The organism is Anaerobacillus alkalilacustris, assembly GCF_001866005.1.
GTDB lineage: Bacteria > Bacillota > Bacilli > Bacillales > Anaerobacillaceae > Anaerobacillus > Anaerobacillus alkalilacustris.
Genome location: NZ_MLQR01000017.1, coordinates 17786 through 36591 on the forward strand (window position 1 = coordinate 17786; position 18806 = coordinate 36591).

An 18806-nucleotide genomic window follows, 5' to 3' on the forward strand; every position below is an offset into this window, starting at 1 on the left:
GTTATTTAAATGGTTGAAGATAAAACATTAGGAAGTAGAGTATTTAATATTACTAATAATACTTTACTTATTATCATTGCATTTCTTACTGTTATACCATTTGTACACGTAATTGCTGCTTCGTTTGCAACAAGTGCAGAATTAGCTGAAAAGAGGTTCCTATTATTTCCAACGGTTTTTAGTTTAGACGCGTATCGTTATATTTTCTCAACAGATACTATTATGAAGGCAATGGGGATCTCCGTATTAGTTACAGTAGGTGGAACACTCTGGAGTATGTTTATGTCAACGCTTACTGCTTATGGACTTTCACGTCGTGACTTAGTGGGTAGAAGACAAATCACATTCTTCATTATTTTTACAATGTTATTTAATGGTGGGATGATCCCAACATTCTTAGTAGTTCAACAAACAGGATTAATGAACTCTTTACTAGCTTTAATCATTCCTGTATCTATTAACGCATTCAATATGATTATTTTACGTAGTTTCTTCCAAAACTTACCTGCTGGACTTGAAGAATCAGCAAAAATTGATGGATGCGGAGATTTTGGAATTTTATTCAGAATTGTCATTCCGTGTTCGTTACCAGCAATTGCAACCATCTCACTTTTCTATGCTGTTACGTATTGGAACACTTATATGCACGCTGTTTTATATATTAGCGACTCGTCTAAGTGGCCAGTGCAAATCTTATTACGTCAAATTGTAGTACTAGCTACTGGAATGAACTACGATGGAGCTAACTATACTGATGTTCCACCACCAGAAATTACAATTAAAATGGCTGTAATCGTTGTAGCTACTTTACCTGTATTAATGGTATATCCGTTCATTCAAAAGTACTTTGCAAAAGGTGCATTACTTGGTTCGGTAAAAGGATAATAAATTATACCAACAGGAATATGCTATTCTACACTCACAAGAAGTAAATACTAGATTAGTATTTACTTCGAAATGACAAGATGCATATTCCTTTTGTTTTAGAGGTGTGCATAGGTAATGAATACAAGTTTGGTTAGTAATTCTAGTGGAGATATAAAAAATGGGTTCTATATTAACCCGATTCTTAAAGGGAATTATGCGGACCCTTCAATAATTAGAGTTGATGATAATTACTATATGGTAAACACGTCCTATAAATACTTGCCTGGGTTAATCATTTGGCATTCAAAAGATCTTGTGAATTGGCAACCTATCTCAACAGCATTAGACAAATTAGTTGGAGATGTCTGGGCACCAGAGTTTGTTTATTACGAGGATATGTATTATATATATTTTCCAGCGAATAAAACAAATTGGGTAGTTACTGCTAAAGACCCTAAAGGACCTTGGAGTGAGCCGATAAATCTTAATACAAAATATATAGATCCTGGCCATGTAGTAGGCCCGGATAACAAAAGATATTTACATTTATCTGGTGGTCATATGGTACAGCTATCCGACGACGGTCTATCAATAGTGGGTGAAATCCAAAAAGTGTATGAGCCCTGGAAGTATCCCGATGACTGGGAAGTAGAAGCGTTCAGCCCTGAAGGCCCAAAATTAACCTACAGAACTGGATATTACTACATGACAATAGCTGTTGGCGGTACAGCTGGCCCACCAACCAGTCATATGGTAGCTTCTTCTAGATCGAAAACTCCTTGGGGACCTTGGGAGCATTCACCATACAATCCAATTATTAAAACAAGTTCTAAAGAAGAACGTTGGTGGTCCCAAGGTCATGGAACCCTGGTTGATACACTTTTAGGAGAATGGTGGATGATTTTTCATGCTTATGAAAGTGGCTTCCAAACTCTTGGGAGACAAACGTTACTTTTACCAATTGAATGGACTGAGGGTGGGTGGTACAAAGTACCCAACGGCATTAGTGTAGAACAAGCAATTAAAAAACCATTAGGAGAAAGTCTTAGTCATGGTTTACCAATAAAAGATAACTTTGAAGGGGAAAAGGTTGGATATCAATGGCAAACGTATGGCGAAGTTAACCGAGAACGATTTGAAGTAGCGAATAGGTCGCTTACGATAACTGGACATAATGAAAATAATGTTGCTCCATTATTATATATGGCATTAGACAAGGCATATGAGGTTGAAATAGATGTTTCTGTTGAAGAAAACGTTGAAGGTAAATTCATGTTGTATTATAACGAGACAGCCTTTTTGGGTCTTTCTGTCACTACCGAAGGAATTCAACATTTCCGTACATTTAAAAAATATAAAGTAATTCCTTATGAAGGAAAAACTGTTCGCTTAAAAATAAAAAATAATCATCATATTATTTCGTTTTATTATCTAGATAAGATAGGTAGATGGAAAAAATACGATAAAGTTCTTGAGGCTTCAGGGTTTCATCACAATACACTTGGAGGTTTCCTAAGCTTGAGAATTGGTTTAGAAGCTATCGGGGAAGGTAAAGCAACATTTAAGAACTTTGAATATAGACAATTGTAAAAGTAGGAGGAAAATTAACAATGGTATTTTACGACGTAACAAATTACGGAGCTTTAGGCGATCAAAAAACTGATAATACAGAAGCATTTGCAAGAGCTATTCAAGAATGTGCAGAAAACGGTGGTGGAACAGTTTACATTCCAGCAGGAACATATTTAACAGGGCCAATTCATCTGAAAAGTAATATCACTTTATATGTAGAAGCTGGAGCGCTAATCTTATTTGATACGAACTTTGATGTATATGCTCCAGTTCAAACGAGATGGTCTGGATATGAGTGTTATGGTTATTCTCCACTTATTTACGGTAATGGGTTAAAAAATGTTGCTATTAAAGGGCACGGTACGTTTGATGGTCAAGGGCAAGCATGGTGGGAAGTTTATCACCAAATTAAAAATGGAGATGTTTATTCTTCAGAACGAACAAAAGAAATTGCTGAGTTAAACAAAAACGTTATGTCCGATCCAAATACAAACTTAGTTGAATGGGACTCACAATTTTTACGCCCAGCTTTATTACAACTATTTAATTGTGAGAACGTTACTTTGGAAGGGGTTACATTACAGAATTCACCGTTTTGGAATACGCATCTAGTTTATTGTAACCATGTAAATGTAAGTAAAGTCACTATTAAAAATCCTTGGGACACGCCAAATGGAGATGGTCTTGATATTGATTCGTGCTCGAATGTAAGAGTGTCAGATAGCCATTTTGATGTAGGTGATGATTGCTTATGTTTAAAATCAGGAATTAATGAAGATGGAAGACGAGTTGGAAAACCGACAGAAAATGTAACTGTTACAAATTGTACGATGATTCATGGACATGGTGGCGTTGTAATGGGTAGTGAGAACTCAGGTGGAATAAAAAATATTACCATTTCTAACTGTGTATTTATCGGTACAGACCGTGGAATTCGATTAAAAACGAATCGAGCTCGTGGTTCTTATATGAAAAACATCTTAATTAATAACATTTATATGGAAAAGGTATTTTGTGCATTTGCGATTAATTCTTTTTACCGGTATGGGGTGGATGTTAATGATCCGACAATGAATGCTCCAGAAGCTATTCCTGTAACAGAGAAAACTCCCAAAATAGAACATATCAAGATCAGTAACGTTACAGCTAAAGAAGTTCGTGCAGCTGCAGCATTTGTTTATGGACTGCCAGAAATGCCGATAGAAGATGTTTCTTTGAGTAATGTTACGTTTGAAATGACCACAGATCCAAACGAGAAAGGTGGAGAGCCAGACATGGTAAAAGAAGAAATTATTATGGCTGGTGAAGGAATTTATTGTAAACATGTGAAAGGTATGGAGTTTGACCGAGTTCGTATAGAAACTCGTCAAGGTCCAGCATTAACGATGGAAGAAGTAGAAGATGTAGATATCAACAACGTTACTATGAAAAAAACACATCAAGAAACACCTGTTGTGAAATTAAACAAAGTAAACGATGTTGCGATCAACGGACGTCAATCACAAATTTATTCTGAAACGTACTTGGAAGTAGAGAATAGTAGTGGTGGTACAATATATCGTTAAAAAAAGTAAGATGCTGAGCATTGGCTTGGCTTCTTACCACACATTTATATATTTTTTGGAGGACTGATTATGGAAACAAAAATAAGTTCAAACCATGTATGGTCGGCTGATCTAGGAAATGGTTATTATCAAAATCCCATTTTATATGCTGATTATTCAGATCCAGATGTAATTCGAGTAGGTAAAGACTTTTTTATGGTTTCTTCAAGTTTTAATATGTCTCCTTGTCTTCCAATCTTACATTCTACTGATTTAGTAAATTGGAAGATAGTTAACCATGTTTGTGAAAAGTTTCCTTTTGAAGGTTACGATAAGCCAAGACATGGTGATGGTGTGTGGGCACCAAGTATTCGTTACCATGATGGCTTCTTTTGGGTGTTTTTCGGAGCACCAGATGAAGGGATTTTCATGAGTAAAACGAAGGACCCGTTTGGAAAGTGGTCGCCACTACATTTAGTAAAGAAAGTAAAGGGTTGGATTGATGCTTGTCCATTCTGGGATGAAGATGGGCAAGCGTATCTGGTTAATGCTTTTGCTAGAAGTAGAATTGGCTTTAAAAGTATATTACACATCAGTAGAATGAAGCCAGATGGAACAGAATTATTAGATGACGGTGTTCATATTTTTGACGGTAATCTTCATCACGAAACAATTGAAGGCCCAAAAATGTATAAACTCAATGGATATTACTATATATTTGCACCAGCTGGTGGGGTTGCAACAGGTTGGCAAACAATCTTGCGCTCAAAATCTATCTTTGGTCCCTATGAAGATAAAATCGTACTTCATAAAGGAGAAACAGAAATTAACGGACCACACCAAGGTGGATGGGTTGAATTAGAAAACGGTGAGAACTGGTTTATACATTTTCAAGACAAAGGTGCCTACGGAAGAATTACACATCTTCAACCAATGAAATGGGAAAATGACTGGCCGGTGATGGGATATAATGTAAATCAAAATGGAATAGGTGAACCAGTTATCCGGTGGAAAAAACCGAATGTCTCAGCGTTGCAAAATGAGATTATCATTCCACAAACATCTGATGAATTTGATGGTACTTCTTTAGGGCTTCAATGGCAATGGCGAGCAAATCAAAATCATGAATGGTATCAGTTAGGTGTAAAAGAAAGTCAATTAAGACTTTTCGCAAGCAGCTTACCAGAAGATGCTGAGACATTGTATGATGCAGGACAAATATTAACGCAAAAACTTCCTGCGCCTGACTTTTCGGCAACGACAAAACTTGCCTTTCATCCAGAACGTAATGAGGATTATTGTGGGCTAATGATTTTTGGCCTTAAATATTCAGGAATTAAACTTAGAAAATCCGAAACGGGCGTAACGTTACTTCATTTTATAGGTGAAAATAACGATGAAATAACAGTTGAAAAACAAGAAGTAATAGCAGAGGTAAATTCAAAGATCATTTACTTGAAGGTTGATGTAAGTGAAGGAGCTGTTTGTCAGTTTAAATATAGTTATGATAATGAGAGTTATCAATCTGTAGGGCAGCCATTTATAGCAACCGAAGGAAAATGGGTCGGGGCTCAAGTAGGTATCTTTTGTGTAAACAAAGGAAAGAAAGAGAGCCAAGGCTATGTAGATGTTGACTGGTTTAGAATAAAATAAAGAACTAAAAAAAGGGAAAGGGATATTTATTCCCTTTCCTATATAAACAGTGAGTGTAAAAGATTAAATGTAGAAGTAAAAAAAATAAGTACTTAACATTTGAAGGTTAGACACCATAGCATTCTACATTCAACATTTTCCATTCAAATATTTTTAAATATATTCGGAGAGGAAGACTATAAAATGAAAACTTTTAACAACCCTATTATTCCTGGCTTTTATCCGGACCCTTCTATCTGCAGAGTCGATGAAGATTACTACTTAGTAACTTCTACATTTGAATATTTTCCTGGTGTTCCAATCTTTCATAGTAAAGATTTAGTGAATTGGAGACAAATAGGCCATGTTTTAGATCGACCTTCGCAATTAAATTTAGATGGAACACCAAACTCAAGAGGAATATATGCCCCAACAATCCGTTATAATAACGGAGTCTTTTATATGGTTACAACCTTTGTAGTATCTGCTACAGGGACACGTATAAACTTTTATGTTACAGCTACAGATCCAAGTGGTCCATGGTCTGATCCAAATTGGTTAGAGGATGCCCCAGGAATTGATCCTTCCTTATTTTTTGATGAAGATGGGAAGGTTTATTATACTGGTAATCGTGTACCACCAGAAGGACCACAATATCCAAAACATGTTGAGATCTGGATGCAAGAGATAGACTTAGAAAAGAAACAGTTAGTAGGTCCGAAGTATAGTTTATGGGATGGGGCTTTAAAACAAATTCACGCTCAAGAAGCTCCGCATCTTTATAAAATTAACGGCTGGTATTATTTGTTGATTGCTGAAGGAGGTACTGGGTTTACTCATTCCGCTACAATCGCTCGAAGTAAATCAATCACTGGACCGTATGAAGTCTGTAAAACAAATCCAATTTTGACTCATCGTCATTTAGGTAGAGGTTATCCGATTCAAAGTGTAGGTCATGCGGATATCGTCGAAACCCAAAATGGAGAATGGTGGATGGTTTGTTTAGCTACTCGCCCATACGGTGGAAATTATCGTAACTTAGGTAGGGAGACATTTTTAGTGCCATTTATTTGGGAGGAAGGGTGGCCAGTCGTAAACCCAGGTAAAGGGATCATAGAAGGGGAAATGCCTTTTCCTAACTTAACAGAAAAGCGTTGGGGTAGTGAAGCAGTATGTGACCATTTTGAAAATCCAGAATTAGACTTAAAATGGAACTTTATTAGAACGCCAAGGGACCAATTTTGGTCCTTACTAGAGCGGCCCGGCTTTTTACGTTTAAAAAACAAAAAAGAAGTGATCACCGAAGAAGTAAATCCATGTTTTGTTGGTCGTAGGCAACAACATATGAATTTTTCCGTACGAACAAAGATGGAATTTCTTCCAATGAATAATGGTGAAGTAGCAGGGCTTGTATTGCTACAAAATCATAACTATCACATGAGGTTAGAGTATGGGCTAGAAGATCATAAGACATCTATTAGATTAATAAAAAGGAATGGAGGGAAAGATCAGTTACTTGCTTATATACCTTTAAAAGTTGGTATCCTTTATATAAAAGTAGAAGCAGTTGGTCAATCTTATAGTTTTTATTATGGAACATCATCTGAAGAGTGGAAAGTCGTACACGAGAATGTTGATGGTACTATATTAAGCTCTGATGTGGCTGGTGGTTTCGTTGGGGCTTATATTGGAATGTATGCGACAAGTAATGGTTATGAGAGTAATAATTTTGTAGACTTTGATTGGTTTGAATATGTTGGCTATTAAATCTTTAACCTATTATTAAGAGATTAACAGAGTAATGCAAAACTACTATTCAATTTACTTTGGATAAAAGGAAACAGTTACCTACTAAATCAGTAGTGAAAAGGTTTACAACATTTGTTTAGTAAACTAAAATAAGTATATAGAATTAAAATAGTAGAATGCGATCTTTATTATAAAAGTGTTAGCCAAATTTCCGAATGAGAGAGGGGTTAGTAGCTATGGAAATGGGCGGATTAATGGGAGGTTTTTACAGAGTTAGTGTTCATATTTCAAGGCTTGCTTATGTAAATTTGCTTTGGATTATGTTTACATTACTAGGTGGCGTAGTTTTAGGAATTATGCCAGCAACTGTTGCGTTGTTTGCTATTACAAGGAAATGGGTCAACGGTCAAGATGAATTCCCAATCTTTAAAACGTATTGGAAGTATTATAAAGCAGAGTTTTTGAAATCTAATTTACTTGGGTTCATTCTTTTTGTACTAATTATCTTACTTTATAATAACTTTATGTTGTTACAAAATGATGTAATATGGATGGATATAGTAAGATATATTCTATTCTTCCTTACTGTATTATTTGCAATTGTAGTTATTTTTCTTTTCCCGGTATATGTTCATTTTCAATTAAATTTGCCACAGTATTTAAGAGACGCTTTGTTTTTAGGATTAGGTTATCCTGTTCATACAGTACTCATTGGTGTAGGTATATTCTTATTACAAATGCTCTTTATGAAATTACCAGGATTGATTCCGTTTTTTGCAATGAGCACAATTAGCTATTATATCATGTGGATGGCAAATACTACCTTTAACCATGTTGAAAAGAAAAGACAAGAGAAATTGCAAGCATCGCTTCAAGCTAATTAAACAAATCTATCCACCAGTTAAACTACTGGTGGAATTTTAATATGAAATGAATGGATTACAGATTGGGTATCCTCTAAATAATAATGTAATTCCACTCTTAAGGAGCAGTAAGATCTCCACCTCAAATGTTTAGTAGAAAGTATAGGTGGTGAAGGTTAAATTCGCTAAAACTAAGAGGCGATACGTTTATTAAAAAGGAGGAGCTTATGAAGAAAAAAGTTGTACTAATTGGTGGTGCAGGGAGAATTGGCGCAACCTTATCTGAGGGTTTACAAAAAGAATATGAGTTACTTATTTTGGATAAAAACATTCGTGAAGACAAAAATCATATTGAAGTTGATGCAACTAAATTTGAACAACTAGTAACTAAAATTCCAAGGGATACAGATGTGCTAATTAATTTACTAGCAACTCAAACTAGTAAACGAATTAGTGATGTTGAAAAATTTACCGATATGACAAATGTATTTTTTAATGCGTCCTATTATATTTGTTTAGCTGCTGTTAAATTGGGTGTACCTAAAGTTATCTTTGCGAGTAGTAATCACGTTACAGATATTTATGAAGAGGATGGGAATTCACTTCTTGGAAGGGAAATTACTACCCAAGATTATCCGATGTCAAAGGGTTTGTACGGGGTATTAAAACTCGCATCAGAAAATGTCGGACATATTTTTTCTTGTGAGGATCAATTGAATATAATTAATTTACGAATTGGTTCAGTACCAGATAACGAAAAAGAAGCGATAAAAGAAAAGTCGAGATTAATGAAAACGTTGTTATCGAAAGTTGATGTCATTAACCTATTTAGAGCAGCTATTGAAACAAATATTTCATTTGGAACTTATTATGGAGTTTCCGATAATCAAGGAAAGCCTTGGGATACAAAAAATACAGTAGAAGAATTAGGGTTTAAATCTCAAGTTAATGCTAATTCCTTATTTTAAAGAGTGTTGTGAGAGGAGAAAATTAAATTGTCTCAAATTATTAGAGTAGCGCTAGATGGATCAGGAGACTTTACTACCGTTCAAGAGGCCATTGATCAAGTAAGAGTTCATCCGCTTGAACCAGTGACAATACTAATTAAAAATGGATTATATAAAGAAAAAATTTTTATACCTGACAATAAATCATCCATTACTTTAATTGGAGAAAGTAAAGAAAATACTGTTATATCTTATAACAATTATGCGGAAATGTTGGATGAAAATCAAAATAAGATAGGTACATTTAAAACAGCTTCTATTCACATTTTAGGTGATGATATAACTGTTGAAAACTTAACGATAGAGAATAATGCTGGGTATGGACCAGATATCGGTCAAGCTGTAGCGTTATATGTTTCAGGAGATAGGTGCGTTTATAAAAATGTACGTCTACTTGGTAATCAAGATACGTTATATACGGGAAAAGGTAGACATTATTTTAAAGATTGTTACATTGAAGGGCATGTTGATTTTATATTCGGGGCAGCTACTGCTGTATTTGATCATTGTGAAATACATAGCTTACGAAGTGGATATATTACTGCAGCCTCAACTCCAAATGATGAGAAATATGGTTATGTCTTCTTAGATTGTAAACTTACGAGTGTATCTGATGCTGAAACCGTTTATCTTGGTCGACCATGGCGGCCTTATGCTGCAACTATGTTTATTCGTACATGGATGGGTCCACACATAAAAGCTTGTGGATGGGATAATTGGCGAGATGAATCAAATGAAAAAACGGCCAGATACGGGGAATACAAAAGCAGTGGTCCTGGTGAAAAAGAGAAAAGTAGGGTTCATTGGTCAAGGATTTTGACGGACGATGAGGTCCAAATAATAACTCTCAAGAATATTTTTAATAGTAAAAATAGGTGGTTTGAAAATGTTTAAAAAGTAAAGGGTGTCCTCAAAACAACGTTTGAGGACACCCTTTACTTTTTAATCAAGTTTTTTGTTAGAATGTAATTCACGATATTTCCCAGGTGTTAAGCCTTCTTTTTTCTTAAAAGATCTAATAAAGTTTTGTGAGTTATTATAATGAAACTTTTCAGCGATATCTTTTATTGATAAATCTGATTCAACGAGCCACTTTTTCGCCATATTTAGGCGATACATAGAAAGGTATTCACTAAAAGATATGTTGGTCTCTTTTCTAAAAATACTACTTAGATAATTGGGATTATAGTGAAGTCTTTCTGCAATAGACTCAAGGGACACATCTGAATCATATTCTTGTTGAATGATATGAATGATTTTATCAGATATATTTTTATACTGAGAATTAATTCTCTCTTCTAATGAGGTCACAAGTGGGACAATAATTACACGCTTAAACCACTCTTCGATTTCATTAACAGACTTTAATTCAAATAGCTGATCAAATAAGGACTTCTTATCATTAAAATCTTCTAATTCTACACCAAGGGTTTGCATAAGAACGATTAAATCATTTAACAATCGTAATAATGAAATTTCATATTGTTTTACTTTTAGGTCCTTGGAGAAAATATTCGAAATTAAATCGTGTAGTATTTGTTCTACCTTTTCTCTTTCACCTAATTTAATCACGTCAAACAATTCATTTTTTATACTTTCTGGAAAATAAGTCTTTATAGTAGTTCCTTGGCCAATATCCTTAGCAAAAATGATAGACTCACTACCGAATTTTAAACGATATTTTAATGCTTCTACACTTTCATGATATGCTTCTCTGGCTTCGGTCAGTTTTGTGAACGGCGGACTAACACCGATACTAACAGGTATTTCAAGTACTTCTTTTACTTTGTTTTGGAGCTCATTAACTATTTGGTCAACAGCATTTTCATATTCCTCTAACGATTCATGATTACTAATATATGGTGTTATTTGAACACCTCTACGAAGTACTGGAGTTAAACGGTTCTCTTTTGGGATAACATCTTCAGCAATTGTGTTAATTGCAAATAGCAATAAGTCGTATTGTTCGTTATTGTATTTTGTTTCTTCAAGTGAGTCAATTTGAAGAGAAATCACACATAATCTTTTCCACTTTTCAGGATATTGATATGATAAATATTTTAACTTTAACTCTTCTTCACTTAAATGACCATCTAATAAGCGCGTAATAAATAATTGTTTTAATTGTTCAATTTGTCCTTGCAATTTTCCTTCTAATTCATTATTTTCATGTGCTAAATGATGAATTCGTTCATGAATAAATTCAAATTCATCAATCGTTTGTTTCGTCGTCGTTGGAGAAGCCTTAAAACTGGTCATGATCGAATTTAAGAGTTCGTTTATTGGGCGGTAAAGATGTCTAGATCCAATCCAAGATAATAATATTGAAAGAAATAACACGCTTAAACAAACAGTCAAAGTAAACAAACCGATAGGAGTAGTTTCCTTTTTTAATATATCATTTGATATAAGGGAGAGGTATAACCACCCGTTATAATTAGATTTTTGATACGTTACTGTATAATCAGCGTTGTCTATAGTAGTAGTAAACTGTCCTTTTGATTCTGTTTTGTTTTCAATTAAATTTGCTATAAAATCTTCATTAGCGAAGTTCTCGCCAATCAAAGCAATATTATTGTGGGTAATGATCCGAAAGTCATTATCTAATATCATCAGAGTTTCAGTTTCGATATCATTTGATAAGAATTTTGCTAAGTTTACAGATGGAATACTAATAATAGCTAGTCCATTTTTATTACTGTAATTTTGGGGTAACTTTTTTACTAAGCTAACATTATAATTGCTAAAATCTTGAATTCCGTATTTTTGTCTAAGTTCAACGTTGTTATTTTCTAATATCCACATTGAATTAAATGGTAACTCAAAATAATGTCCGAAATCTTCTTGGATCTCATTAGTTGTAACTTTAAATAGTCCACTATTATTTATAATCCAATTTCCTTCAAGACTTAATAGTAAAGCGTCCTCAACTCCAGTATCAAATGTCTGAAGGTGATTGAGCTCTTGTTTTACTTGTCGATAGAGTTGAAATTGAACTGCATCCATTGGTGCTTTAAGTGTTTCGTTTAGAAAAGAAGAATTAATGAAATAAGTTAAAGAGTGGTCAACTGTTTTCAGGATGTGTTCAACATTTGAAGTAATTTGGTTAATACTTTGTTCTTTCTCTTCTATTACTTTATCATAGAGGGCAGTTGATGCTTTTATATAAGAAAATGTGCCTACTAAAATAATAGGTAACGTACTTATTATTGATATAAATAGAATTAGTCTCAGATAAAATTTAGTGGTCCCTTTCATACGTAGCCTCCTAAAAATAAAACGATTACATAAATGATTATACAGTAGTTTTAAATATATAAAAACAATTTATTCGACATTTATTAAACGGATTTTTTTACAGTTACTTCCATCGGTGTGTTTTACGTTAACAATCATTTGCTTATATTACGTTCATTTGATTAGTTTTAGTGGATGTTTTTACATATCTGACAGCGTTTTCAGTTAGCTGAATTTAGGATTGTAGACGTACTTTACAAATATAAGCTAAAGTTATGATGTAATAAAAAAAGCAAGGTCACTTTGTAAACTTAAACTATAGTTTAATGTGGAAGAAAAGAAATCTAACACACAATTAAGTGTCGTAATGGAGGAGATTTTTTTGACTAATCAGCAAAACACTTCTATTCAGCTTTCGCCATTAGAATGGGCTGAAAAAGCATGTGTATCTTTAATGGAGCAAAATACACCAATCGAATTGCCGCCAGCTAACCGATGGCATTACCACCAAGGAGTTTACTTGTATGGAATGTATCGAGTCTTTGAAGAAACTAAAAAAGATGAATATTTTGCGTATATAAAAAAATATGTAGATGATTTAGTAGATGAAGAAGGAAACTTTTACTTTAGAAGAGATGAATTAGATGCAATTCAACCAGGTTTATTACTATTTCCGATTTATGAAGCAACAAAAGAAGGAAAATATAAAGTTGCAGCAACTAAGCTTCGTAATCTTTTGAAAACGCTAAACAAAACAACTGAAGGAGGATATTGGCACAAAGATAAATATCCTTACCAAATGTGGTTAGATGGCTTGTATATGGCTGGTCCTTTCTCAGTAATTTATGGAAAGATGTTTAATGAGCCAGAATTAATTGAATCTTGTTTGTATCAAGAAAAATTAATGAGAAAGCATACGAAAGATCCGGAAACTGGGTTACTATATCATGCATGGGATGAGAAAAAAGAACAACCATGGGCAAATTCCGAAACAGGACGATCACCTGAGGTTTGGAGTAGATCACTCGGTTGGTACGGCATGGCGTTAGTTGACATTTTAGAACACTTAGAAGGTGATCATCCAGCACGTCAGGAATTGATTTCTGAGTTAAGACAATATGTTGATACATTAGTTAAATATCAAGATGAAGAAAGTGGTTTATGGTATCAAATTGTTGATAAAGGTGACAAAGAAGATAACTGGTTAGAATCTTCTGGTTCAAGTTTATTTGTCTATACTATTGCTAAAGCAGTTAACGGTAAATATCTTGACTCTTCCTATTTAGAAGTAGCAAATAAGAGCTTTAATGGGTTACTTGATAAAATGATATCATTTGATGAAGATAATCGACTTCAGTTAGAAGGTATATGTATTGGAACTTCTTGTGGAGTTTATGATTATTACGTAGCAAGGGAAACAAGTGTTAATGACTTACATGGACTAGGTGCGTTCATGCTAGCTTGTGTTGAAATGAGTAAGTTAAACAAATAGGTATAGATTGTTCATTCCGGCAAATAAACCACAATGGATGCATGCCTAAAGTAAAGCCCCCACACCTAAACATTAACACTTAGTTAAGAAAGAGAGGGAAAGTTAAATGAAAAAGCAACTTATGATGATACCATTTCTCTTCATAATACTATCGGTGGTTGTTGGGTGTAGTGGTAATAAGCAAGAAGATCATTTTCAAATATATATTTTTTCGGAACTAAACGATTCGTTTGATGGCAGAGTAAGTACAGTTCTAGAGGAAGTGATTGAGGATGTCATTCCTAGAGACGAATTTGAGCTATATTTATTTCCAAAAGTAATTGAAAAAATAGTAATTGAAATTGTAAGTAAAGGTGGAGACATTTTTATTCTTGAAGAAGATATAGTTATGGCTGCTTTGGATCCTGTAGGAGTTTATCCGTTAGATGAATTAATGGGAATTAGCAATGTAGAATTAGTTCAAGAGTATATGTTTTTTAATGAGGAAACAGGTGAAATGTCGGTTTATGCAGTTCCCTTAACTAGTGAATCAGTACTTTTCAAAGATATAGTAAATCAACTTCCAAATCGATTTGTAGCATTAATTCCTCATTATAGTGATGAGAAAGAGAGAGCAATTGAACTTCTCGCTCACTTTTTAAATGACTAACTAATTTTTAGAAGTTGTTTGTATAAGATAATAGAAAACTGGTTGATAGTCAGTGATTATTTGGAGGAATATATGGAACAAATTAAAGTGTTCATGGTTGGGGATTCGACCATGACTAATTATGAAGCTGATGTTGCTCCTCGAGCAGGTTGGGGTCAAGTGTTTAATACTTATTTTGAACCCAATATATCAATTTTAAATGCGGCATCTTCGGGTAGAAGTTCCAAAAGTTTTATTGATGAAAAAAAATTAGAAAAGATTGCTAGTGAAATTGGTGAAAATGACTATTTATTCATTCAATTTGGTCATAATGACCAAAAAACTGACGAAGAAAGACATACAGAACCATTTACTACGTATAAATCATATTTGAGTCAATATATAAATACAGCAATAGAGAAACAAGCAATTCCAATTTTAATAACCCCTGTTCAAAGAAGAAGTTGTGGTGTTAATGGTAAATTACATGATACTCATGGTGAGTACCCGATTGCTATGAAGGAATTAGCAGAAGAATGTAATGTCTTACTCATAGATTTAGGTTCAAAAAGCAAAAGTTTACTAGAAAATATTGGACCTGAAAAGTCAAAACAACTTTATCTTTGGTATAACCCTAGTGAAGAACCAAATTATCCTGAAGGTGTTCAAGATGATACTCATTTTTCACTGGTTGGAGCTCACCTAATCGCTAGGTTAATCGTAGATGAATTAAAAACAATGAATCTTTCACTAAGTTCTTCTATTAAGGACAAATGGTAAGAAAAACTGGAGGTATTTAAATGACATCAACAATGGAGCAGTCATCTAATTTAAGTGTTGTACTGCCAGAAATCCCAGATCGAGAGTTTTATCTTCCCGATTTTGGGGCAGTTGGAGATGGCGTATTAGAATGTACAAATGCATTTAAACAGGCAATTGAAGCTTGTAGTAATGCAGGTGGCGGAAAAGTTATTGTTCCGGCAGGTATCTGGTTAACTGGTCCAATACTATTAAAAAGTAAATTAAATCTTCATTTAGAAAAAGGAGCAACTGTCCTTTTTACTAGAGATTATGATAAATACCCTCTTATTCTTTCGAGTTTTGAAGGAGAAGAAATTGTTCGTTGTCAATCCCCTTTAGATGGTGAGAATTTGGAACATGTAGCTATCACTGGTGAAGGGGTGTTTGATGGAGCAGGGGACGCTTGGAGGCCAGTAAAGAAGTTTAAGATGACAGAAAAACAATGGCAGAAGTTAATTAGTTCTGGTGGAGTTGTCGATGAAAATGGAAAAGAAATTATATGGTGGCCAACTGAGATGGCCATGAATGGTGTAAAAGTTTACCAAGAACTACGTCAAAAAAAGTCAAAAAATATAGAGAGTTTTCGACCGATTCGAGACTTTTTGAGACCAAATCTCCTAAGTTTAAGAAGAAGTAAACATGTACTTTTAGATGGTCCGACTTTTCAGAATTCACCTGCTTGGAACATACATCCTTGGATTTGTGAACATGTAACAGTAAGAAATGTAACAGTAAGAAATCCGTGGTATGCCCAAAATGGTGATGGCCTAGATTTAGAATCTTGCCGCTATTGTCTAGTCGAAAATAGTATTTTCGATGTAGGGGATGATGCTATTTGCATCAAATCGGGCAAAGACGAGGAGGGACGTAAATTAGGCATCACTTGTGAAGAAATTGAAATACGAAATTGTCAAGTATATAGTGGGCATGGTGGTTTTGTCATAGGGAGCGAGATGTCTGGAGGGGCAAAAAATATCCGAATTTCAGATTGTAGTTTCTATGGAACCGATGTAGGTCTTCGGTTTAAAAGTACCCGTGGTCGTGGTGGAGTTATCGAGAATATCTCAATTGAAAATATTCGTATGAACAACATTTCCGGTGAAGCTATTGTATATCACATGTTTTATGAAATATCAGAAGAAGATCTTATCGCGACGACAGTACCTGTATCAGAGGAAACCCCGATCTTCCGTAATTTTGATGTTCGTAATATTGTTTGTACAGGTGCCCAAACATTTTTATTGATGAAAGGGTTACCAGAAATGCCCCTTGAAAACTTAACATTTGAAAATATTACTGGAAAAGCCAAAAGAGGAATTATAGGGTCACAGTGTAAAGAAGTCCACTTTTCATCAATTTCAATTGAAACTGAAGAAGGACCTTTATATACATTTGAAAATTGTGAGAGCATTTCTTATTAAGAAAAACAAAGCTATTAATTTAAATGATAATAGGAGGAATTACATTGGAAATTAGACATTGTACACATCCAAAACATGCAAAACATTATACAACTGAAGAGCTTCGTGAGGAGTTTTTAATTGAGAAGTTATTTGTAACTGGTGAAATGAAAATGGTTTATACCCATGAAGATCGTACTGTTATCGGTGGAGTAGTGCCAACCTCTGAAATTACACTTGAAGCACACCCTTCATGGAATACAAGCTTCTTTTTAGAGCGTCGTGAAATCGGAATTATTAATATCGGACCTCATGGTATCGTTAAAGTTGATGGTGAAGAGTTTACTGTTAATACAAAAGATTGTTTATATGTTGGTTTAGGTAAAAGAGAAGTAACATTCCATAGTGTAGATGAAAATAACCCAGCACGTTTTTATTTTGTATCTGCATTAGCTCATAAAGAGTATCCAACAAGAAAACTTCCTATTGAAGAAGCAACACCTGTTCATCTAGGTGATGACAGTCAATCAAACAAACGTACAATTTACAAATATTTACATGGTGGTGGGATTCAAACTTGTCAGTTGATGATGGGAATGACGATTTTAGCACCAAACAACATGTGGAATACAATGCCTGCACATGTTCATGATCGTCGTAATGAAGTGTATTTATATTTTGATTTAGATGAACAAAACCGTGTTATGCATTTTATGGGTGAGCCGAGTGAAACACGTCATATCGTTGTTGCTAACGAGCAAGCGATTATTTCACCGAGTTGGTCAATTCACTCGGGAGTTGGAACAGGAAACTATACATTTATCTGGGCAATGGCTGGTGAAAACTACACGTTCACTGATATGGACTTTGTAGATATGAATGATCTTAAGTAGGTTAAAAGACTATTAACCTTATGAGTTTTATCTAAAAATAGCATTAGAAAATATATTCGTATAACTACTAGGAGGAATAAAAATGGCAAACGTATTTTCTTTAGAAGGTAAAACAGCATTAGTAACAGGTGCAGGACAAGGAATTGGTCAAGCAATGGCAGTTGCTTTTGCAGAGGCAGGAGCAGATCTTATTTTAGTTGGTCCGTCAGCAATGGAAGAAACAGAGCAAAAGATCGTTGAATTAGGTAAATCAGTTAAGTCATATGTTGTAGATTTATTAAAAGTGGAAGAAATTCCAGCAAGTATTAGTAAAATTGTTTCTGAAAATACAATTGATATCGTGTTAAATAATGCAGGTATTATCCGTCGTGAACCAGCGGTTGATCATTCATTAGAGAACTGGCAATCAGTTGTTGATATCAACTTAAGTGCTGTATTTTTAGTATCTCAACAAGTGGCGAAACAAATGCTTGAGCGTGGTTCAGGAAAGATTATTAACATCGCTTCTCTTCTTGCCTTCCAAGGTGGTATCACTGTTCCTGGATATGCGGCTAGTAAGCATGGTGTTGCTGGGATTACAAAAGCATTTGCCAATGAGTGGGCTAGTAAAGGAGTACAAATTAACGCAATTGCTCCAGGTTATATTTCAACTGCAAACACAGCAGCGTTACGTGCAGATGAAGAGCGCAGTGCAGCTATTTTAGATCGTATTCCAGCAGGACGTTGGGGTCAACCAAGTGACTTAACAGGAGCTGCAATATTCTTAGCATCATCAGCTGCAGATTATGTAAATGGACACGTATTAGTTGTAGATGGCGGTTGGATGGCAAGATAAATAGAAAAGCGCAAACGCCTTGTTCACGAGCGAACGGCACTTGTGAAAGACAATAGAAAATGAGTAAAAGGGATCCAATCCTCGTCATACAAGAGAGAGGATCCCTCTTCTTTTATTAATACGTTACATTCTAACAAACACAGGATCAAAAAAAGGTGTCACCTTTGTCGTGTTTACTATTCACTAGATGTGGGAGATCGTTCTGAACAGTTTTAAAATTTAAATTGATTTTTTGCCTTTGCTATTTTTATATGTACGAGTACTCAAAGTATCTTAATTATGAAGC

General features: G+C 34.5%; 15 protein-coding genes. 14 read left to right on the forward strand and 1 reads right to left on the reverse strand.

Annotated features, from left to right (window positions below):
* The first annotated feature begins 9 nt into the window (after nucleotides 1–9).
* From BKP37_RS07825 to BKP37_RS07860, 8 genes are all read left to right on the forward strand, one after another.
* Nucleotides 10–885, forward strand: coding sequence for a carbohydrate ABC transporter permease (locus BKP37_RS07825; protein ID WP_071309059.1), 876 nt, complete (start codon nucleotides 10–12; stop codon nucleotides 883–885).
* Between the two features lie 117 nt (nucleotides 886–1002).
* A complete protein-coding gene (locus BKP37_RS07830) occupies nucleotides 1003–2457 on the forward strand; it encodes a family 43 glycosylhydrolase (RefSeq protein WP_071309060.1) in 1455 nt (484 codons plus the stop codon).
* Between the two features lie 20 nt (nucleotides 2458–2477).
* Nucleotides 2478–4004 carry a glycoside hydrolase family 28 protein gene (locus tag BKP37_RS07835; protein ID WP_071309061.1) on the forward strand — a complete coding sequence of 509 codons (1527 nt, stop codon included), beginning with the start codon at nucleotides 2478–2480 and terminating at the stop codon, nucleotides 4002–4004.
* A 69-nt stretch (nucleotides 4005–4073) separates the two neighbouring features.
* Nucleotides 4074–5636, forward strand: a complete 1563-nt coding sequence (locus BKP37_RS07840; RefSeq protein ID WP_071309062.1) for a glycoside hydrolase family 43 protein — start codon at nucleotides 4074–4076, stop codon at nucleotides 5634–5636.
* A 183-nt stretch (nucleotides 5637–5819) separates the two neighbouring features.
* Complete coding sequence (locus BKP37_RS07845; RefSeq protein WP_071309063.1) at nucleotides 5820–7382, forward strand: glycoside hydrolase family 43 protein; 1563 nt, start codon at nucleotides 5820–5822, stop codon at nucleotides 7380–7382.
* 218 nt (nucleotides 7383–7600) lie between these two features.
* Nucleotides 7601–8248 (forward strand): YesL family protein, encoded by a 648-nt coding sequence (locus BKP37_RS07850; RefSeq protein ID WP_071309064.1) that lies wholly within the window; start codon nucleotides 7601–7603, stop codon nucleotides 8246–8248.
* A 206-nt stretch (nucleotides 8249–8454) separates the two neighbouring features.
* On the forward strand, nucleotides 8455–9195 hold the full coding sequence (locus BKP37_RS07855; protein WP_071309065.1) for an NAD-dependent epimerase/dehydratase family protein: 741 nt from the start codon (nucleotides 8455–8457) through the stop codon (nucleotides 9193–9195).
* A gap of 27 nt (nucleotides 9196–9222) precedes the next feature.
* A complete protein-coding gene (locus BKP37_RS07860) occupies nucleotides 9223–10128 on the forward strand; it encodes a pectinesterase family protein (protein WP_071309066.1) in 906 nt (301 codons plus the stop codon).
* Nucleotides 10129–10176: 48 nt separating this feature from the next.
* Here BKP37_RS07860 and BKP37_RS07865 read toward each other — a convergent pair whose 3' ends face one another.
* Entirely contained in the window at nucleotides 10177–12492 is a 2316-nt protein-coding gene (locus BKP37_RS07865; RefSeq protein WP_071309067.1) for a helix-turn-helix domain-containing protein, read from the reverse strand.
* 361 nt (nucleotides 12493–12853) lie between these two features.
* Here BKP37_RS07865 and BKP37_RS07870 point away from each other — a divergent pair, with 361 nt between their 5' ends.
* The 6 genes from BKP37_RS07870 (at nucleotide 12854) to kduD (ending at nucleotide 18520) form a co-directional block, all read left to right on the forward strand.
* On the forward strand, nucleotides 12854–13963 hold the full coding sequence (locus BKP37_RS07870) for a glycoside hydrolase family 88/105 protein (RefSeq protein ID WP_425424980.1): 1110 nt from the start codon (nucleotides 12854–12856) through the stop codon (nucleotides 13961–13963).
* A 106-nt stretch (nucleotides 13964–14069) separates the two neighbouring features.
* Nucleotides 14070–14612 (forward strand): hypothetical protein, encoded by a 543-nt coding sequence (locus BKP37_RS07875; RefSeq protein ID WP_071309069.1) that lies wholly within the window; start codon nucleotides 14070–14072, stop codon nucleotides 14610–14612.
* Nucleotides 14613–14684: 72 nt separating this feature from the next.
* Complete coding sequence (locus tag BKP37_RS07880) at nucleotides 14685–15371, forward strand: rhamnogalacturonan acetylesterase (RefSeq protein ID WP_071309070.1); 687 nt, start codon at nucleotides 14685–14687, stop codon at nucleotides 15369–15371.
* A 20-nt stretch (nucleotides 15372–15391) separates the two neighbouring features.
* Nucleotides 15392–16813 (forward strand): glycoside hydrolase family 28 protein, encoded by a 1422-nt coding sequence (locus tag BKP37_RS07885; protein WP_084034592.1) that lies wholly within the window; start codon nucleotides 15392–15394, stop codon nucleotides 16811–16813.
* Nucleotides 16814–16857: 44 nt separating this feature from the next.
* Complete coding sequence (kduI, locus tag BKP37_RS07890) at nucleotides 16858–17685, forward strand: 5-dehydro-4-deoxy-D-glucuronate isomerase (protein ID WP_211271430.1); 828 nt, start codon at nucleotides 16858–16860, stop codon at nucleotides 17683–17685.
* A gap of 82 nt (nucleotides 17686–17767) precedes the next feature.
* Complete coding sequence (gene kduD, locus BKP37_RS07895) at nucleotides 17768–18520, forward strand: 2-dehydro-3-deoxy-D-gluconate 5-dehydrogenase KduD (protein ID WP_071309071.1); 753 nt, start codon at nucleotides 17768–17770, stop codon at nucleotides 18518–18520.
* Nucleotides 18521–18806: the final 286 nt, after the last annotated feature.